Source organism: Facklamia lactis (assembly GCF_015863205.1).
Classification (GTDB): Bacteria; Bacillota; Bacilli; order Lactobacillales; family Aerococcaceae; genus Facklamia; species Facklamia lactis.
In genome coordinates this window covers 51,317-70,005 of record NZ_JACBXQ010000002.1, presented here as the reverse complement: position 1 = coordinate 70,005, position 18,689 = coordinate 51,317, and the positions used below count along the sequence as shown (strand labels likewise).

Below are 18,689 nucleotides of genomic sequence, written 5' to 3'. Positions count from 1 at the left end.
AAAGCATTGGATAAATGATATAATTGTTGAAGGACTTTATTTAGAATGTTTTTTCTAAGGAAAGGTTACTACAAGCTCGGGGGGAGGGGAAACCATATGTCAAAAACAGTAGTTCGTGATAACGAATCATTGGATGACGCTCTTCGTCGCTTTAAGCGTAACGTTTCTAAAACCGGTACTTTGAGAGAAGCTCGTAAACGTGAATTTTACGAAAAACCTAGTGTTAAACGTAAAAAGAAATCGGAAGCAGCTCGTAAACGCAAGTTTTAAGCGTAGCGCCTAAGCAACATATAAAAGAAAATTTTATATTTTCACTAGAGATGGGATGGGATCCTATCTCTTTTTTTGTAATGTTTTCAAATTAAATTGTTCTTTCTGATCAGAAGAAGTGTATAATTAAAATTAAAAAGATAATGTGATGCTCTTTTTTTATAAGTTTTGCTCAATAAATTACAAATTAATTATCCATTAAAATAAGTTTTTTCTTATAGGAGGATTCTATGAATAGATTATATAAATTGAAACACTTGTATATTTTATTAGGAGTCTTATTTTTTATATTGATATTAGCTTATTTTCAAAATCAAAACAAATATAGTCTGGGAAATGAACAGCAACAAGTGTGGGAAGAGTTAAGGGGGGATGAAGGAGTTTATCACTACTCTAAACGTTATCAAAACCTTAATTATGGTGGGATTGATTTTTCTCGGGTAGATTCAGATTATAAAAATGAATTAGCTTTATTACAATTACATCAAATTGCGACGGGGGAGAATATTAAAGGAATTTATGTGGGTGAAATAAGTGATATTCATCCAGACATTTTAGAAGATGATTCCTTTGAAGACACTAGTATTATTATTAAGCAGGATGAAAATTTAAGGAAGATGGAGGTCATTTTCAAAGAACAAGTATTACCTATCAATAAATTATCTAATTATCTAAGAGCACCTAAAGAACTAGAAGAAGCTTATTATTCTTCCTACATATTAGGAAATAAAAGTTATTTATATGTAAAAGATCCGAATACACTACTTTTTTCTGAATACACAGAGGATAATCGGATGCTGACCATTGAATATGTAAAAAAATAGTTTTATTTGATCGGATGGTGCAAATATTTCGTTATTTAAATAGGAATAGGTGAACATATATATTGAGGGTGATTTAATAAAAGTTCCACATGATTGATATCAGGAGATTAGTCATTTGCAACCTCTTCTATTTGTTTCTTAATATTATTATCCAATAGATGTTATTTTAACTTGTTTTGTGGTAATCTGAAATAAGTGAAAAACGAAAAAGGAGACGACTATTTGAATCAAGAACAAGCATTTAATAAACAAGTGACAGTTACCAATCCAGATTGGCTGATCGCATTGTTGGGAATTAGTGATAAATATGTTCGGTTGATTGAAAACCATTTTGCTGTATCGATTGCTAGCCGAGGTGAAGTTATTACCATCATGGGTAATGATGAAGATGAAGTAGAAAAGGTGCGCCAAGTTCTTTTGAGTTTACTTCAATTACTAGAACATCATATTACACCTCGTTCTATGGATGTTATAACAGCAGTTAAAATGGCTAAAAATGGTACTCTAGATTACTTTATTAATTTATATGAAGAAGTGATTGGTAGAGCAGCGGATGGTACAGCTATTCGTGCCAAAAACTTTGGTCAGCTACAGTATGTTAAGGCGATTCATCAACATGATGTTGTGTTTGGAATGGGGCCTGCTGGAACAGGAAAAACGTTTTTAGCTGTGGTTATGGCGGTTCAAGCTATGCGTGAAGGACAAGTAAAAAAAGTGATCTTAACTAGACCAGCCGTAGAAGCTGGAGAGAATTTGGGATTCCTTCCAGGAGATTTGAAAGAAAAAGTGGATCCTTACCTAAGGCCCATCTATGATGCTTTGTATACTGTCTATGGAACGGAACAAACTAATCGTTTAATGGAAAGAGGAGTGATAGAAATAGCACCTCTTGCCTATATGCGTGGGCGAACGCTTGATGACGCCTTTGTTATTCTTGATGAAGCGCAAAATACTACAATTGCTCAAATGAAAATGTTTTTAACTCGTCTTGGGTTTGGATCAAAAATGATTATCAATGGGGATCAAACACAAATAGATTTACCTAAAGGTGTTAAGTCAGGTTTGATCGATGCTGAGCATAAATTAAAAGGTACAAAACGAATAGAATTTGTTAAATTCGATGAATTTGATGTTGTGCGTCATCCTGTAGTAGCAGATATCATACGAGCTTATAGTCGAGAAAATTAATGGGCTCAAATGAGGAGAAGATAAGATGAATAGACAATTACAATTAATTCATCAAAAAATGGGAAAATACTTTATCCCTTTTGTGGCGATTATTTTGTCTATCTATATTTTTTTATTGTGTTATCAACATATTCGACCGAAAACTTATGATTTTCAACTTAATCAAGTAGCGGAAGATACCATTTTGGCTCCTGTAACGATAGAGGACTTAGAGCAAACAAGGATTAATCGTGAGCGTGCTCGTGATTCAGTAGCGGATATCTATTTATATCAAGAAGATATTAGAATTCAGCAGTTAAATAAGATTGAACAGTACTTTGGCTTAATTCGAAATATGCGGAATGACACTTATTCCCGTGAAGATATTGAAAAAATACTCGCGGAGTATTCAGAACAACTTCAGCTAGATCAAGAGGAAGTTGAAGGGATTGATTTGAAAGATAAGAAGGAACTGACTTTTAGCCAATTATCTTCAGTTGAACAAGATATTATTTATCAATCCATGGTTTTAAATGCTGATCCTATAGTTCAAGAATTGGCTGCGGACTTAAATCAACGCTCTCTGCAGCAACTTTTTTCAATTACTAAGGACGAGTTATCAGAATTACAGAGCAATCTCGTAGACTTTGTGGCGATTACTTTAGAACAAGAATTAATGCCGAGTCAAGCTCGAACTGAGTTTGAAAAGTTGCGAACTCGTATTAATACCTCACAAATGTCTTCGTTTGCTAAGCAGACGACGATTGATTTTCTAGAACATCTTATAAAACCTACAATGGTGTATTCAGAATCTGAAACAAAAAGACTAAAAGATGAAGCCGCCCAACAGGTTCAAGAAAGTTATATTTTACAAGGGCAAGTGATTGTTCAAGAAGGGCATATTATTAATCAGAATAACATGCGTCAACTTGATCTTTTTGGCTATCTGGATGCATCAGCTAATCAATATTTAAGTCAAATATTTGTGATTTTAATTGTGGTCCATGCATTCGTCATCTATTATTATTTTACTAAGATTTACCCCGAAAATAGACTGGGAGAAGCTAGCTTGGCTTTTTCAGCTTATACCATTGCGTTAGCTAGTGCATTAACTTTGATTAAAATTTCACAATTTATCCAAGTATCTGGACTCAATTTTGCCCCCATTTTAGTCCCATTATTTATTCTGCCAAGCTTATTAAAGGATAAGACCAATTTACAAGTTTCAATATTAGTCATTATTTTTGTTAATCTCATGGGAATCTTTATTATTAGTGATAATGATAATCAGACTTTGGTGACCTTTATTGGTCTTTACTACCTGTTCTCTAGCTTACTCTCCTTCTTGCTCATGCCGTACATTGATTTAGGTCGAGAGGCACAGAGAGTCAATCTGATTATGGTCTTAATGTGGCAATTTTTGATTGCCATTCCCATAATGACTGTTCTAAGTATCCCCTTGATCTCTGACCAAGGTGCTACTATTCTTGTGATGATTTTAATGAGTGATGTAGTGGGAATTATCATTTCAACACTTTTCCTTCCATATTGGGAGCAAATCCTTTCGAGCCAGGCTCCTATGACGCTTAATCAGTTAGCAAACCTGAATCATCCCCTCTTAAAATTATTGATTGAAAAGGCTCCCGGTTCCTACCATCATTCAATTATGGTTGCTAACTTATCTGCTAATGCGGTAGAGGCAATTGGGGGAGATTCTTTAATGATTCGTGTAGCTGCTTATTACCATGATGTCGGAAAAACTGTACATCCCTTATTCTTTGTAGAGAATGTTTCAGGGGGGATTGAGTCACCGCATCGGATGGTTGGGCCTGATGAGTCTGCTGCCATTATTATTGATCATGTGGCTCAGGGAGTGGCACTATTAGAAGAATATAAAATGCCTCAATCTATTATAGATGTTTGTGAACAACATCATGGAACGACCTTGACACAGTATTTTTATTATCAAGCCAAAGAGAAGAAAATGAATATCTCTGAGAGTGATTTTCGTTATCCAGGTCCGATTCCTCAGTCAAAAGAAATTGCGATACTAATGATAGCCGATTCCCTAGAAGCAGCATCGAGAACAATGAAGGAGCATACTCAAGCTGGAATAGAGGAATTGGTAGATTCAATCATTCAAGGAAAGATTGATGATGGACAGTTTGCAGACTGTGGTCTGACAGTAGATGAATTGAGAATCGTTCGACGTTCCTTGATTCTAGGGGTAGCGAGTATGTATCATACAAGGGTGGAATATCCGAAGTAGGAGGAAGTAAATGATTTTAGAGATAATTGATGATTCAAATTATTTAAATTCTTTGCAAGTCCAGATGATAGAAGAAATTATACAATTAGCTGCTTTGAAGTTAGCATTTGATTTTGAGTTTGAATTGGATGTTTCGATTGTTGATAATGAGACCATTCGAACGCTTAATCGTGATTATCGATCCAAGGATGATGCAACAGATGTACTATCATTTGCCTTAACGGAAGGTGAAGATGAAGTGGATTGGGCACAGACTCTTGATGAGGATACCCCGCTTTCTGCTGTTCATTTGGGGGATATTATTATTTCGTATGAGAAGGCAAAAGAACAAGCAGAAGATTATGGTCATTCGTTTGAGCGAGAACTAGCCTTTTTAGCTGTTCATGGTTTTCTTCATTTAAATGGCTATGATCATCAAAGTGCGGACGAAGCAGAAGAAATGTTCAGTATACAAGAAGAGGTTTTAAATGAATATGGACTCACGCGATAATTTTAAAAATAATAATTTTTATCAGTCTTTATCGAGCGCATTAGATGGTTACAAACAAGCTTTTTTAACAGAAAGAAATTTAAGGTTTCATAGTTTTGCTGCTTGTTTAGTAATGGTTTTAGCTGCTTTGTTGAAATTTACTTTTGTTAAATGGTTATTTTTGATTGTGGCGATGGGGTTTGTATTTGTGGCAGAATTGTTTAACTCTGCCATAGAAGCGGTTGTTGATTTAGCTTGTGACTATGAATGGCATCCATTAGCAAAAAGGGCTAAGGATATTTCAGCAGCGGCTGTAATGATTTCCGCTTTAATAGCTATTGCTATTGGGATAATTTTATTTCTACCATTAGTGTGGCAGATTATTATCGAAAGATTTTAATGAGGAGTATGTATGTTAAATAATAAGGAATTTCATTCTGGCTTTGTCGCAATCATTGGGCGACCGAATGTAGGAAAATCGACATTGTTAAATCGAATAGTGGGACAAAAAATTGCTATTATGTCTGACAAGGCTCAAACAACGCGCAATAAAATTCAAGGGGTTTATACGCGTGAAGATGCTCAAATTGTTTTTATTGATACTCCTGGTATTCATAAACCAAAGCATGCTTTAGGAGATTTTATGGTTAAAACTGCCTATTCTGCGTTGAAGGGAGTAGATGCTGTGCTTGTGGTTGTCAATGCAAATGAGAAGATAGGACCGGGAGATCTTTTTGTGATCGACAAAGTTAAAGATCTTAATCTTCCCATCTTTTTGCTGATTAATAAAATTGATTTATGTCAATCACAAGACCTTTTAGAGATAATTGATCGATACCAACAAGAATTAGACTTTACTGAGATTTTTCCAATTTCTGCAAGGGAAGGGGATAATGTTGATCGAATGTTGGAAAGTCTATTAGCGATTATGCCAGAAGGACCTCAATATTATCCTGCTGATCAAGTGATGGATCATCCAGAATATTTTGTTGTATCAGAATTGATTCGAGAAAAAATTCTTCATCTTACTCGAGAAGAAATACCTCACTCCGTAGCTGTTCAGGTCCATCAAATGCAGAGAAATGAAGATGATAAAGTAGAAGTTCAAGCGACAATTATCGTTGAACGCAAAAGTCAAAAAGGAATTATTATTGGGGCTCAGGGCTCAATGATTAAGAGAATTGGTCAATTAGCGCGACGTGATATTGAGCAGTTATTAGGAGATAAAGTATATTTAGATTTATGGGTAAAAGTTCAAAGAGATTGGCGTGATCGTCAATCTCAGCTCAATGATTTTGGCTATCAGCCAGATAATTATTAAGCAGAGGTGTTGGGGTATGCTAGAAAGCTTTGAGGGGATTGTTCTTTTTATGCGTCCCCATCGAGAAAAGGACGCTTTAGTTAAAATATTTACCCAAACACATGGAACAAAAATGTTTTTTGTTAAAGGGCTTCAAGCTCTTAATCACCCTTTAAAGCAGCATTGTATTCCTATGTCACAGCATGAATATATCGGAACGATTCATTCAACTGGATTATCCTTTATTCGTGAAGCCCAGACCTTGGATATACATCGTAAAATCCAAATGGACCCTATTTTACAAGCTCATGCGGCTTATCTTTGCCAACTAGTAGATGCTAGTATTGAAGATAATCAACCAGATTCAATTTTATATCAGTTTTTGGCAAAAGGACTCCAAATGATTAATCGATCAGATGAAGCTCGTCCATTTCAAATTGCAGCGGAAGTTCAGCTTTTACATCGTTTTGGGCTAGCCATTGATTGGGATAGATGTGTTTTCTGCCACAATCATGAGGGGCCGATGGATTTTTCAATGCAGCAGCAGGGCATATTGTGTGAGAGACATTTCAATGAAGATCCTTTCCGCCTTCAACTTAGGCCCCAAGCCATTGCTGTGGTGAAATTATTATCAAAAACTGCTTTTGAGCAGATAGGAAATATTAAATTATCAGAACCGACTTATCAAGATATTAGGCGTTTAATGCATGAGATCTATCGTGATATGGTAGGTATTCATTTAAAAAGTGAGACTTATTTAGAAGAGATATATAAATTTATGCGGATAACAAATGATTTTCCTTTTCGAGAGAGCTAGTCAAATTGCCTTGAACTAGGATTGACATTTTTCTTAAAAATTAGTACAATTTGTTCAATCAAAGGCATGAGAATTAAGATAGTATAGCGACTCTAGGATAGTGCAAGCTAGAGCGAATCGAAAGGCAGTCTTTGTGGGAAAACTTGAAAAATGAGAGCTAGTCCATGACTAGAATTAGGGTGGAACCGCGAAAGATATTTCGTCCCTATGACAATTGTTGTCATAGGGGTATTTTTTATCTTTAAATAAGAAAGTGAGGTCATAATATGGCAATTGAATCATTGCAGGATATGATATTAACGTTACAGAATTTTTGGGCTGAGAAAGGGTGTTTAATTCTTCAATCTTATGACACCGAGAAAGGTGCAGGAACAATGAGCCCTTATACTTTTTTGAGAGCAAATGGACCTGAATATTGGAATGCTGCTTACGTTGAACCTTCTAGAAGACCTGCCGATGGTCGTTATGGAGAAAATCCTAATCGATTATACCAACATCATCAATTTCAAGTGGTGATGAAGCCTTCACCTTTAGAAATACAAGAATATTATTTGGATTCTTTATTGGCATTAGGAATTGATCCTTTAGCACATGATATTCGTTTTGTAGAAGATAATTGGGAAAATCCTTCTTTAGGTTGCGCAGGTTTAGGTTGGGAAGTTTGGATTGATGGAATGGAAGTGACTCAATTTACTTATTTCCAACAAGTAGGGGGAATGAAAGTGGATTTAGTAACGTCAGAATTGACATATGGGTTAGAAAGGATTGCCATGTACATTCTTGATGTTGACAATGTCTATGATTTACTATGGACAAAAGGGGTAAAGTATGGTGATATTTTTAAGCAACCAGAATTTGAGCATTCCAAATATTCATTTGAAATAGCAAATGGTAAACTGTTACATGAGCAATTCTTAGCTTATGAAGAAGAAGCACAGCGTTTACTAGAAGAACGCTTGGTTCATCCTGCATATGACTATATTTTGAAAACCAGCCATACTTTTAATTTATTAGATGCTCGTGGTTTGATTTCTCCATCAGATCGTCCAGCTTATTTAGGCCGGATTCGAAAATTGGCGAGAAGCGTGGCCAAAACTTTTGTAGAAGAAAGAGAATCGTTAGGTTTCCCTATGCTATATAAGAAAGACGCTTAGGAGGTAAAAAGATGGTGCAATATTTATTAGAAATAGGAATGGAAGAGATTCCAGCAAGATTTTTACTAAGTTTACGTAATCAATTACAAGAAAAAGTTGAAAACTATTTAAAAGATGAGAGAATTACATATGGGCGAGTTGAAAGTTTTGCAACACCTCGTCGTTTGGCTGTTAGAGTGTCTGATTTGGCTGAGAAACAAACTTCTAAAGAAGAAGAAGTTAGAGGCCCTTCTTTAAAGGTAGCTCGTGATGAAGAAGGAAAATTAACTAAGGCTGCACTTGGTTTTTTGCGGGGGCAAGGAGCTAAAGAAGAGGACATCTTTGTTAAAACAGTGAAAAATACGGACTATATTTTTGTGAATAAGATAGCAGAACAATTAGATGTATCAGAAGTGCTATCTGGATTAGGGAAAGTACTGGGCAGTTTGAATTTCCCTGTTAGTATGCGATGGTCTGATCTTGAAATTGAATATATTCGCCCCATTCACTGGATTGTTTCTCTATTAGATTCGCAAATAATTGATTTGAATTTTGCAGGAATCGGTGCAAGTAATCTGTCTCGTGGACATCGTTTTTTAGGAAGTGGCAAATTTATTGAAATAACCTCAGCCAGTCATTATGAGTCGCAGCTTGAACAAGAATTTGTTATTACGAATTTTGAGCAAAGAAAGAAAATAATTGCAGAACAAATCGCAGCAATTGCTCAACAAAACTCATGGATAATTCCTGAGAATGAGGAATTGCTTGAAGAAGTTACCGCTATGGTTGAATGGCCAACAGCTTTTTATGGCGAATTTGAGGAAGAATATTTACAAGTTCCTCATGAAATGCTAATTACGGCCATGAGAGACCATCAACGTTATTTTTATGCGATTGATAAAGAAAATAGCGATTTATTACCTATTTTTATTTCTGTTCGCAATGGAAATAATGATAGGATAGAAAATGTGATTCGTGGCAATCAAAAAGTGCTAAAAGCTCGACTATCAGATGCTAAATTTTTCTATGAAGAAGATTTGAAAAATTCGTTAGACGATTATTTGTTGCGCTTAGAAACATTAAATGAGCATTTTAAGCTTGGAACTTTAGCAGATAAACAGATTAGAGTAGGTCAATTGGTGAAAGAAATTGGGGCCCAATTAAAGCTTGCCGATAAAGAGCTGGCTATCAGTGAAAGAGCAAGTCAACTATACAAGTTTGATTTAGTAACGTTAGCGGTAGATGAATTTAGTGAATTGCAAGGGGTGATGGGGGGGATATATGCCAAACATTACGGTGAACCAGAAGCGGTAGTGCAGGCAATTAGTCAGCAGTATTTACCTCATAACTCAGGAGGCGATTTACCTATTGAGACAAGTAGCGCCTTACTGGCACTTGCTGATAAGTTAGATACACTTATGGCATATTTTACCGTCGGTCTAATCCCAACAGGTTCTAATGATCCCTTTGCACTCAGAAGACAAGCTATGGGCTTGGTTGAAATTATTGCGGATCAAAACTGGCAATTAAATTTAGAAGAGATCCTAACAAAAGTAAATTATAATGCTCAAAAGATTTCTAGCGAGACGCTACAAGCGCTTGTAAATTTTGTTAAAGCAAGGATTCAGGTATATTTAGAGAATAGAAATATTGATTATGATATTATTCAGTCAGCACTTAGTCAAAAAATGTTAAAACCTTTGCGAATGATTGAAACAGCTATTAAGCTGCAGGAATTACGTCACCAAGATAAAGGACAATTTCGTTTATTAATAGAGAATCTTTCAAGAGTCGTCAATTTGGGTGAAAAAATTACTGAAGAAGTTGAATTAAAAGTAGACCTTGCTCAAACAGAGCTCGAAAAAGATCTAATTAATAGAGTTTTAGGAATGCACCATGAAGGAGAAATTTCTGAGAGAATTAATTCTTATCAAGAAGTGAGCCCGATAATTGCTAAATATTTTGAAGAACATATGATAAATGCTGATGATGAAACAATTTGTTTTAACCGATATCAATTAATGTTTCAATTAACACAATTAATATTAGATCTTTTTGATCCGAGAATGATCGTCAGCAAATAAAATGAAATAAAGGAGCAAAATAATGTCTACCTTTTTAGATCGAGCAAGGGTAACCGCTATCGCAGGTAAAGGAGGCGATGGTATGGTTGCTTTTCGTAGAGAAAAATATGTGCCTGATGGTGGTCCAGCTGGTGGAGATGGAGGACGTGGTGGAGATGTCATCTTCAAAGTTGATGAAGGTTTAAGAACTTTAATGGATTTTCGTTATAATCGTCATTTTAAGGCGAATAATGGTGAGAATGGAATGAGCAAGAGCAAGTATGGTGCTGATGCTAAGGACCTGATCGTTAAGGTTCCCCCAGGAACGATTGTTAAAGAAGCAGAGACTGGACGTTTGATTGTAGATTTAGTAGATCATGGTCAAGAAGCAATTGTAGCTAAAGGGGGTAGAGGGGGGCGTGGGAATATTAAATTTGCAACGCATAAAAACCCTGCGCCTTCTATTGCCGAAAATGGTGAACCTGGTGAAGAACTTGATTTACAATTAGAATTAAAGGTTCTTGCGGATATCGGATTAGTTGGTTATCCTAGTGTGGGAAAATCAACGTTATTATCTGTGATTTCAAATGCTGAGCCCAAAATTGCTGATTATCAATTCACAACTTTGGTACCTAATCTTGGTGTAGTTCATTTAGCACCTGACCAAGAATTTGTTGTAGCAGATATGCCTGGCCTCATTGAAGGAGCGTCTAGTGGAATAGGTTTGGGAATTCATTTTTTACGTCATATCGAACGGACTAAAGGATTATTGCATATTGTGGATATGGCCGGTGTTCACGGGCGAGAACCATTTGAAGACTTTATTTCAATTATGAATGAGTTAAAAGTCTATAATGAAAAACTTTTATTGCGTCCAATGATCGTGGTGGCCAATAAAATGGATATACCAGATGCAAAAGAAAATTTATCAAATTTTAAAAAACAACTTGAACAATATTATCAAGAGTTAGAGATGAAGACACCAGAAATTTATCCTATATCAGCTTGGCAACACGCTGGGGTTCAAGAGTTAATGCGTGCGACTTATCAATTGCTTCAAACAGCTGACTTTATTCCGTTAGAAGAAGAAAATGAACATGTTGATTATGTGATAGAAGAAGATGACTCTTTCGAAATAGTAGCAGTTGATGAAGGGCTGTGGGAAATTCGTGGAGAGAAAATCGAAAAGTTATATGCGATGACTAATACTGCTCATGATGAAAGTTTACAACGTTTTGCAAGGCAAATGCGAAGCATGGGAATTGATGCAGCTTTGAGAGAGGCTGGAGCTGTTGATGGAGATATAGTATTATTATCTGATTTTCAATTTGAATTTGTTGATTAGGTGGTTTATATGAAAAAAAATATTAACACAGGAAGGATTCCGATTTTTGATGGTTTAAAAGGGATAGCCATTCTTACAATTATTGCTTACTATTTTATAGAACATATTGTGCCAGGTGGTTTTTTGGCAGTTAATACCTTTTTATTTATTGCGGGATTTTTTAATTTTCGCCATTTTTATGTAGCGGATAAAGCAGGTAGGCCCCCTCATTATGGGACTTTTTTACTTAAGCGATTTGAACGATTATTTTTCCCAACATTGGCAATGGTTGCTTTAACAGTCACTTATATTTTAATATTTGCCAGAGATTATCTGGCAAATATTAGAAATATGGGGATATCTGCTTTGTTATTCGTTAATAATTATTATCAAATTTTTAACGAGCAATCGTATTTTGTTCAGGCTGCGAACCCTAGTCCTTTTACTCATTTATGGTATGTTTCTTTATATGGACAGTTGGTTATTTTGACTCCTATTATGATCCTTATTTTATATTCGTGGCATAAGAAGCCCCAAGTAACAGTCAATATGCTCTTAATTATTTCGTTGATTTCGGCTGTCTTAATGGGATACTTGTATAAAGTAGGTCAGGATCCAACAGGCATTTATTATGGGCTGTTAACTCGTATGTCTGCCTTTACCTTTGGAGGAGCGTTAGGGCTGACTCTGCCAGTTCGATTAAATCCTAAACCTATACCCAAAAAAGTAACCCTCATCCTCAATATTGTGGGGCTGATTGGGCTCATTTTGGCTTTTCTGATGGTTAAATTTATGTTTGGAACGAAGCCGTTTGCCTATCGTTTCGGTTTAACTTTATTTACGATTGTATCATCTCTATTAGTAGTATCTGCTATACACCCTTCAAGTATTTGGAATAAAATATTTTCTTTTAAGCTCTTTACTTTTATTGGTCAGCGTTCTTTTTCTTATTATTTATGGTATTATCCAGTCTATTTGTTAGTTCCTCAAGACTTAACATTCCTAAATAATAAACCTTGGCTAAACTATGGCTTACAAATTATTCTCATTGCAATATTAGCTGAAGGTACGTATCAAATTTTTGAAAAACGTAGTATCAGTTTACCTTTAGGACAAGATTTTAATTGGAAAAAAACACGCTACCAGCTAGATTATTTAAGGAAAAATCCGCATACGCTCTTTGGGGTCAAATTTTTAACAGGTTTTTATGTGTTTACGCTAATTATGGGGACGATTGGAATGGTGTTATCCTCACAAAACAAAGGGAATCAAGCAAGTAACGAAATTGAAACCATTATTAAAAATAATTTAGAGATAGCTGATAAAACTCAGCAGGGAGAAACAGAAAAAGTTGTTAATAATATTGAAGGTCTAGATCAAGAAGTATTATTATATGCGAATGGACTTGAGGTCACTTTTATTGGGGACTCAACTTTAGCGGCAGCGACAGAGCGGTTAAAAGATGTTTTTCCTAAGAGTATTGTTGATCCGGAAGTTGGTCGCCAACTATATAATTCTTATGATGTGGTATATAGTTTAGCTCAAAATGGTCAATTAAAACCGACTGTCATCACAATGTTAGGGTCGAATGGTACTTTTACGACCGGTCAGATTGATGATTATATCGAAGCGGTTGGTACAGATCGAGATCAGTTTTTTGTGAATGTCTTAGCTGAGCGTCCGTGGACGGATGATGCTAATAGGCAATTATTAAGCGCGGCTCAAAGATATGGTAATGTCAAAATTATTGATTGGGCCAATTATGCACGTGATCATTCAGAGTGGTTTGCTAGCGACGGTATCCATTTGAACGATGAAGGAGCGCAAGAGTTGGCTAAGTTTCTTGCTAAGGAAATTTATCGTCAGCGCTAGTATTAGGAAGGTTTTATATATGAAAATACAATTTCTAGGAACAGGAGCAGGTGTCCCTGCGAAACAACGTAATGTATCATCTTTAGCTTTAAAATTATTAGATGAATTAAATGAAATATGGCTTTTTGATTGTGGAGAAGGGACTCAACACCAGATTCTAAAAACGACTCTTAAACCGCGGAAAATCAGTAAAATTTTTATAACCCATTTGCATGGTGACCATATCTATGGTTTACCGGGGTTTTTGAGTTCAAGATCTTTTCAAGGTGGTGAAGGTCCTTTAGAGATTTATGGACCAGTTGGAATTAAGCAATTTCTTCAATCGACTTTATCCATTTCTAAAAGTAATTTGCTCTATCCTTTATCGATTTTTGAACTGAAGGCCGAAGGTGGCGAAATTAATTTTTCTAATCATTGGACAGTAACCTATATGCCTTTGGAGCATGGGATTTTGTCGTATGGTTATCGTATTCAGGAACCGGATGCCCCTGGCGAGTTATTAGTGGATAAATTAAAAGAATATCGCATCCCTAATGGGCCAATTTATGGCCAATTAAAAAGGGGAGAGTGTGTAAGGCTAGAAGATGGGAGGATACTGGAAGGCAAAGATTTTATTGCTGAGCCACGTCCCGGTCGGATTGTAACAATTTTAGGGGATACACGTTACACTAAAACAAGTATTTCACTGGCTCAAAGAGCCAATTTATTGGTTCATGAATCGACGCATGAAGCGAGTGAGGCAAAGATGGCTAGAGCATATTTTCATTCGACATCTGTCCAAGCTGCAACAGTTGCTAAAGAAGCTCAAGTAGAACAGTTGCTAATGAATCATATTTCTGCTCGATATATAGGGAAAGCCGTTTACCAACTTCAAGAAGAAGCAAGACAAGTTTTTCCTGCTAGCTATGTAGTGGATGATTTTGACGAATTTGATATTCATTATTAGCTTAAAATTAAACCATTTTAAAAGTTATTAATCATAATATAAATATGATGTAGGTGATTAAGTGAATTCATTTAAATATCAATGGATAGCTCAAAATAATGAGTATGATAATGATTTTAAGACAAAAATTCAGAAAGCGGGATTAAAATTTTCTCCCGCTTTTTTACGTTTATGTTGGAATCGTGGACTTACTAGTCCCGAATTAATAGAGGAAGCGATTAATCAACAACCAACAATATTTCATGATCCATTCGCATTATATCAAATGGATTTGACCATTGAGCGAATTCAAAAGGCTGTTAGTCAAGAAGAAAACATATTAATTTATGGTGATTATGATGCAGATGGTATTACTTCTACGTTAATTTTACAAGAAGCGATAGAGGCAATAGGAGGAAAGGTTCAGGTTTATTTGCCGAATCGTTTTATTGATGGCTATGGACCAAATATAAAAAGATATCAAGAATTTGTGGATGCCGGGATTCATCTAATAATCACAGTTGATAATGGTGTTGCAGGTCACCAAGCGATTGATTATGCCATGCAATCTGGTGTGGATGTGATTGTCACGGATCACCACGAGATACAAGAATCACTTCCGAATGCTTTTTCAATTATTCATCCTCGACATCCAAAAGGGAATTACCCTTTTGGGGAACTTTCTGGTGCAGGTGTTGCATTAAAAGTGGCCACAGCTTTGTTAGAAGAAATTCCTACTGAGGCAATTGAATTAGCAGCAATTGGAACAGTTGCAGATATGGTTTCTTTAACGGATGAAAATCGCACAATCGTACTTAGTGGTTTGACTCTAATGAAAGAGACTCAGCGAGTGGGGCTACAGCTGTTGTTGAAAGATTCGTTAGAGAAGAATGATAAGATAAATGTAGAAACAATCGGTTTTATTATTGGACCACGATTAAATGCGGTAGGACGTTTAGGAGATCCTACTCCTGCTTTAGAATTTCTTAGTACTTTTGAAGATATGAGAGCACAAGAATTATTAGTTTATCTCAATCATCAAAATACGAAAAGACAAGAGCTTGTTAAAGAGATTACACATTCAATTATACATAAAGTGGAGAGTTTAGAGGAAGTGCCTCTGGTGATTATTGCAGGAGAGGCGGAATGGCATCCTGGGGTTTTGGGAATTGTGGCAAGTCGCCTGACTGAAAAATACCAGTGTCCGGTGCTTTTATTCCACTATGATGATGAACGAAAAATATATAAAGGTTCGGGGCGTTCAATTGAGCATATCAATCTTTTTAATTGGTTATCGGAACATCGAGAATGGTTAATGAATTTTGGGGGACATAGTCAAGCTGCAGGTTTAACCGTTGAGGAAAAGAATTGGGATTCATTTTTAAAGGCAATGGCAGATGATGCTGAAGCAAAGCGTGATGTAATTCTCCAACCTATCCCATTGCAAATTGATTTAGAAATGCAAGCTGATGAAGTTTCGATTCAATTAATTGAAGAAATTAATTTATTAGGTCCCTTTGGAATTGATAATCCTAAACCAATAGTTGCTTTTTATGATGTGTTGATTAAAGAGAAGCGCTTAATGGGAAATGATAAACAACATGTTAAAATGGAAATCAAAACGTTTGAAGAAGATAAGAATTTGACAGGAATTGCTTTTTCGATGGCAAAGGTCTTAAATGAAGTCAAAGTGGGTAGCAGAATATCTTTGGTGGGGGATTTGAGCATTAATGAGTGGCGAAATAAGCAAAATGCTCAGCTCATCGTGAAAGATTTTGGCTCGAATGGGCCACTGTGGGTAGATTGTCGAGCGAGTGTTGTTCCGCCAGATTTATATCAATTGCCATCTAGTTTATTTGTATTTGATTCAAAAAAATACTGTGATCTTTTTGCCGATAAGATTCACAATAGTAGTAAGGTGATTACTTATTTTGATCAATTAGAATCAGAGTTAGACGGGTTGGCTAATTTAGTCATCATGGAACCTCCTCAAGATTTGACTCAGTTAAAAATAATTTATCAGAAAGTTGAATGGAAAAAAATATATTTGGGTTCTTATGTGTCAGAATCCAAATATTTATCTGGCACCCCGACTCGTAAGAATTTTGCTGATTTGTATCGATTTTTACAAATTAATAAAGAATTTAAGTTAGAACAGTTAGGACAAGTAGCTAAAGAACTCCAAATCCCATTAGTTAAAATTAAAACGATGATTGTAGTGTTTTTTGAAGCAAATTTTGTTAATATAGAAAATGGTCTTGTGACTATGCAAGAACATCGTCAAGAGAAGATCGATTTACTTAGCTTACCTGCTATGCAAAAGTATCAGTCAGCTATGAAAGCTGAGGCTCTCTTGAATTATGAAACCATTGATGTCATTCAACAGTGGATAGACGAGGAGATAATATAATGGACTACGAAAAATTTATTGCACGTGTGGATAATTACCCTGAGGAAGGAATAATCTTTCGAGATATTACACCTCTGATGGGAAATGGCGAAGCATTTCGAGCTGCTACTCAGGAAATTGTGGATTATGCAGAAGCATTAAAAGTAGACATGGTGGTGGGACCTGAAGCCCGTGGTTTTATTATTGGATGCCCAGTTGCTTATGCATTAGGAGTAGGATTTGCTCCTGTTCGTAAGAAGGGAAAGCTTCCACGTGAGACAGTGGAAACTGATTATTCTTTAGAATATGGGAAAAATGTTCTTCAACTTCACAAAGATGCGATTCAACCAGGGCAAAGAGTGCTATTAGCGGATGATCTATTAGCGACTGGGGGAACAATTGGGGCCTCAATTAAATTAGTAGAAGAATTAGGCGGTATCGTTGTCGGGTGTGCCTTTTTAATTGAATTAGATGATTTAAATGGTCGTGAAAAATTACAAGGCCACGATTATTTTACTTTAATGCATTATTAAGAAAAAGCCACTAGCTGTGTCTAGTGGCTTAATATAGTTAGAAATACCGAGTTAAGCTAACAACTTTGCCTAAAATACTAACATTTGAGAGGATAATATCTTCCATATTGTCATTTTCGGGTCGAAGGATAATATGGTTGCTTTTGCGATAAAATGTCTTACAGGTTGCTTCATTCTCATCAGTTAGAGCAACGACAATATCACCATTGTTAGCAGAGGATTGTTTGCGAACCGTAATCATATCACCGTCCATGATTCCGACGTTAATCATACTTTCGCCTTTGATAATGAGCATAAATAATTCACTGGGATCATATTGTAGATCAATCGGTTTTGGGTAATAATCCATCGCTTCTTCTTCTGCTAGAATTGGCGCACCAGCGGCAACATAACCTAAAAGTGGAACTTTATCTGGTTTGATCCCAAGCATCTTAAGACCAAGATGGGAGATTTCAATGGTACGAGTTTTACTTGGATCTCGATCAATAAAGCCTCTTTCTTCTAGTCGGTCTAAGTGACCGTGAACGGTTGAAGGAGAAGACAAACCGGCTCTTGAACCGATTTCCCTTACGGTCGGTGGGTAGCCGTTTTCTTGTAGGAGTTGATAAATACTTTCTAAGACATTTAGTTGTTTTGTTGTTATTTTAGTCATTTACACCCACTCTTTCTTTATGTTATTTTAATTATACCAAAAAGAGAAAGAGATGACAAACAAACGTTCGTAAAAATCTATTGAGGAGGAATTGTTATACTGTCCAAAGAAAAAATCAATCGTATTAATGAATTGGCACGTAAAAAGAAAACTAGTGGTTTAAGTGAAGATGAACAAGTGGAACAAGAGGAATTGCGTCAAGCCTATTTAGCTAATTTTCGAAAGTATTTAGCGACTCAAGTGGAAAGCGTTAAAATTGTTGATCAAGATGGTAATGACTTAACATCGGAAAAAGTTAAACAGATTCAAAAAGAAAAAGGTCTTCACCAACGCCAAACTGAAAATTAGATGGAAATTTAAAAATAAATTGTTTAAAATAGAATAGATATGTTCAAGAAGGGGGAGAAAAAAGATGCCAACTTTCGGATGGATTATTCTAGTAATTGTGGCCTTAGTAGTTGGGGCAATTGTAGGCTTTTTTATTGCACGAAAATATATGATGGATTATTTTAAAGAAAATCCACCTATTGACGAGCGAATGATTACTCAGATGATGGCACAAATGGGGCAAAAACCGTCAAAGAAAAAAGTTCAGCAAATTATGAATTCTATGAAAATGCAGAATAAATAGGTTTATATGAAAATAGAACTTGTTTTCAAAGATCTTGATTTTGCTTTTTAG

At 35.7% G+C, this 18,689-nt stretch carries 18 protein-coding genes; 17 read left to right on the top strand and 1 reads right to left on the bottom strand.

Annotated features, from left to right (window positions below; all coding sequences use genetic code 11):
• Positions 1 to 96: 96 nt before the first annotated feature.
• The 15 genes from rpsU (at position 97) to HZY91_RS03155 (ending at position 17,355) form a co-directional block, all read left to right on the top strand.
• A complete protein-coding gene (gene rpsU / locus HZY91_RS03225; RefSeq protein WP_006417488.1) occupies positions 97 to 270 on the top strand; it encodes a 30S ribosomal protein S21 in 174 nt (57 codons plus the stop codon).
• A gap of 230 nt (positions 271 to 500) precedes the next feature.
• Positions 501 to 1,094 carry a hypothetical protein gene (locus tag HZY91_RS03220; protein ID WP_197114739.1) on the top strand — a complete coding sequence of 198 codons (594 nt, stop codon included), beginning with the start codon at positions 501 to 503 and terminating at the stop codon, positions 1,092 to 1,094.
• A 222-nt stretch (positions 1,095 to 1,316) separates the two neighbouring features.
• The gene (locus HZY91_RS03215; protein WP_197114737.1) at positions 1,317 to 2,282 is read left to right on the top strand and encodes a PhoH family protein; all 966 of its coding nucleotides are present in this window, start codon (positions 1,317 to 1,319) and stop codon (positions 2,280 to 2,282) included.
• Between the two features lie 25 nt (positions 2,283 to 2,307).
• Positions 2,308 to 4,530, top strand: a complete 2,223-nt coding sequence (locus HZY91_RS03210) for an HD family phosphohydrolase (RefSeq protein WP_197114736.1) — start codon at positions 2,308 to 2,310, stop codon at positions 4,528 to 4,530.
• Positions 4,531 to 4,540: 10 nt separating this feature from the next.
• On the top strand, positions 4,541 to 5,020 hold the full coding sequence (gene ybeY / locus HZY91_RS03205; RefSeq protein ID WP_197114734.1) for an rRNA maturation RNase YbeY: 480 nt from the start codon (positions 4,541 to 4,543) through the stop codon (positions 5,018 to 5,020).
• Positions 4,998 to 5,399: a diacylglycerol kinase gene (locus HZY91_RS03200; RefSeq protein WP_197114732.1), complete on the top strand. Its 402-nt coding sequence runs from the start codon at positions 4,998 to 5,000 to the stop codon at positions 5,397 to 5,399. The genes ybeY and HZY91_RS03200 overlap by 23 nt, the downstream gene beginning before the upstream one ends.
• A gap of 12 nt (positions 5,400 to 5,411) precedes the next feature.
• Positions 5,412 to 6,320, top strand: a complete 909-nt coding sequence (gene era, locus HZY91_RS03195) for a GTPase Era (protein WP_197114730.1) — start codon at positions 5,412 to 5,414, stop codon at positions 6,318 to 6,320.
• Positions 6,321 to 6,336: 16 nt separating this feature from the next.
• Positions 6,337 to 7,116, top strand: a complete 780-nt coding sequence (gene recO, locus HZY91_RS03190; RefSeq protein ID WP_197114727.1) for a DNA repair protein RecO — start codon at positions 6,337 to 6,339, stop codon at positions 7,114 to 7,116.
• A gap of 266 nt (positions 7,117 to 7,382) precedes the next feature.
• A complete protein-coding gene (gene glyQ / locus HZY91_RS03185; protein WP_197114725.1) occupies positions 7,383 to 8,270 on the top strand; it encodes a glycine--tRNA ligase subunit alpha in 888 nt (295 codons plus the stop codon).
• A gap of 11 nt (positions 8,271 to 8,281) precedes the next feature.
• Positions 8,282 to 10,333: a glycine--tRNA ligase subunit beta gene (glyS, locus tag HZY91_RS03180; protein WP_197114723.1), complete on the top strand. Its 2,052-nt coding sequence runs from the start codon at positions 8,282 to 8,284 to the stop codon at positions 10,331 to 10,333.
• A gap of 22 nt (positions 10,334 to 10,355) precedes the next feature.
• Positions 10,356 to 11,657, top strand: coding sequence for a GTPase ObgE (gene obgE, locus HZY91_RS03175; RefSeq protein WP_197114721.1), 1,302 nt, complete (start codon positions 10,356 to 10,358; stop codon positions 11,655 to 11,657).
• 9 nt (positions 11,658 to 11,666) lie between these two features.
• Positions 11,667 to 13,508 (top strand): acyltransferase family protein, encoded by a 1,842-nt coding sequence (locus HZY91_RS03170; RefSeq protein WP_197114719.1) that lies wholly within the window; start codon positions 11,667 to 11,669, stop codon positions 13,506 to 13,508.
• Positions 13,509 to 13,527: 19 nt separating this feature from the next.
• Positions 13,528 to 14,454, top strand: coding sequence for a ribonuclease Z (rnz, locus tag HZY91_RS03165; protein WP_197114717.1), 927 nt, complete (start codon positions 13,528 to 13,530; stop codon positions 14,452 to 14,454).
• Between the two features lie 61 nt (positions 14,455 to 14,515).
• Positions 14,516 to 16,843 (top strand): single-stranded-DNA-specific exonuclease RecJ, encoded by a 2,328-nt coding sequence (gene recJ / locus HZY91_RS10930; protein ID WP_197114715.1) that lies wholly within the window; start codon positions 14,516 to 14,518, stop codon positions 16,841 to 16,843.
• Positions 16,843 to 17,355 carry an adenine phosphoribosyltransferase gene (locus HZY91_RS03155; RefSeq protein WP_197114707.1) on the top strand — a complete coding sequence of 171 codons (513 nt, stop codon included), beginning with the start codon at positions 16,843 to 16,845 and terminating at the stop codon, positions 17,353 to 17,355. The genes recJ and HZY91_RS03155 overlap by 1 nt, the downstream gene beginning before the upstream one ends.
• Positions 17,356 to 17,392: 37 nt before the next feature.
• On the opposite strand, the gene lexA is transcribed toward HZY91_RS03155, so the two are convergent.
• Complete coding sequence (lexA, locus tag HZY91_RS03150) at positions 17,393 to 18,007, bottom strand: transcriptional repressor LexA (RefSeq protein WP_197114705.1); 615 nt, start codon at positions 18,005 to 18,007, stop codon at positions 17,393 to 17,395.
• A gap of 99 nt (positions 18,008 to 18,106) precedes the next feature.
• Between lexA and HZY91_RS03145 the strand changes: the two genes are divergently transcribed.
• On the top strand, positions 18,107 to 18,355 hold the full coding sequence (locus HZY91_RS03145; protein ID WP_197115243.1) for a DUF896 domain-containing protein: 249 nt from the start codon (positions 18,107 to 18,109) through the stop codon (positions 18,353 to 18,355).
• A gap of 64 nt (positions 18,356 to 18,419) precedes the next feature.
• Positions 18,420 to 18,638: a YneF family protein gene (locus HZY91_RS03140; protein WP_197114703.1), complete on the top strand. Its 219-nt coding sequence runs from the start codon at positions 18,420 to 18,422 to the stop codon at positions 18,636 to 18,638.
• The last annotated feature ends 51 nt before the right edge of the window (positions 18,639 to 18,689 follow it).

Coding starts and splice junctions, on each gene's coding strand:
- rpsU (WP_006417488.1), top strand. CDS start 97: ATGTCAAAAACAGTAGTTCGTGATAACGAATCATTGGATGACGCTCTT.
- HZY91_RS03220 (WP_197114739.1), top strand. CDS start 501: ATGAATAGATTATATAAATTGAAACACTTGTATATTTTATTAGGAGTC.
- HZY91_RS03210 (WP_197114736.1), top strand. CDS start 2,308: ATGAATAGACAATTACAATTAATTCATCAAAAAATGGGAAAATACTTT.
- ybeY (WP_197114734.1), top strand. CDS start 4,541: ATGATTTTAGAGATAATTGATGATTCAAATTATTTAAATTCTTTGCAA.
- HZY91_RS03200 (WP_197114732.1), top strand. CDS start 4,998: ATGAATATGGACTCACGCGATAATTTTAAAAATAATAATTTTTATCAG.
- era (WP_197114730.1), top strand. CDS start 5,412: ATGTTAAATAATAAGGAATTTCATTCTGGCTTTGTCGCAATCATTGGG.
- recO (WP_197114727.1), top strand. CDS start 6,337: ATGCTAGAAAGCTTTGAGGGGATTGTTCTTTTTATGCGTCCCCATCGA.
- glyQ (WP_197114725.1), top strand. CDS start 7,383: ATGGCAATTGAATCATTGCAGGATATGATATTAACGTTACAGAATTTT.
- glyS (WP_197114723.1), top strand. CDS start 8,282: ATGGTGCAATATTTATTAGAAATAGGAATGGAAGAGATTCCAGCAAGA.
- obgE (WP_197114721.1), top strand. CDS start 10,356: ATGTCTACCTTTTTAGATCGAGCAAGGGTAACCGCTATCGCAGGTAAA.
- HZY91_RS03170 (WP_197114719.1), top strand. CDS start 11,667: ATGAAAAAAAATATTAACACAGGAAGGATTCCGATTTTTGATGGTTTA.
- rnz (WP_197114717.1), top strand. CDS start 13,528: ATGAAAATACAATTTCTAGGAACAGGAGCAGGTGTCCCTGCGAAACAA.
- HZY91_RS03155 (WP_197114707.1), top strand. CDS start 16,843: ATGGACTACGAAAAATTTATTGCACGTGTGGATAATTACCCTGAGGAA.
- lexA (WP_197114705.1), bottom strand. CDS start 18,007: ATGACTAAAATAACAACAAAACAACTAAATGTCTTAGAAAGTATTTAT.
- HZY91_RS03140 (WP_197114703.1), top strand. CDS start 18,420: ATGCCAACTTTCGGATGGATTATTCTAGTAATTGTGGCCTTAGTAGTT.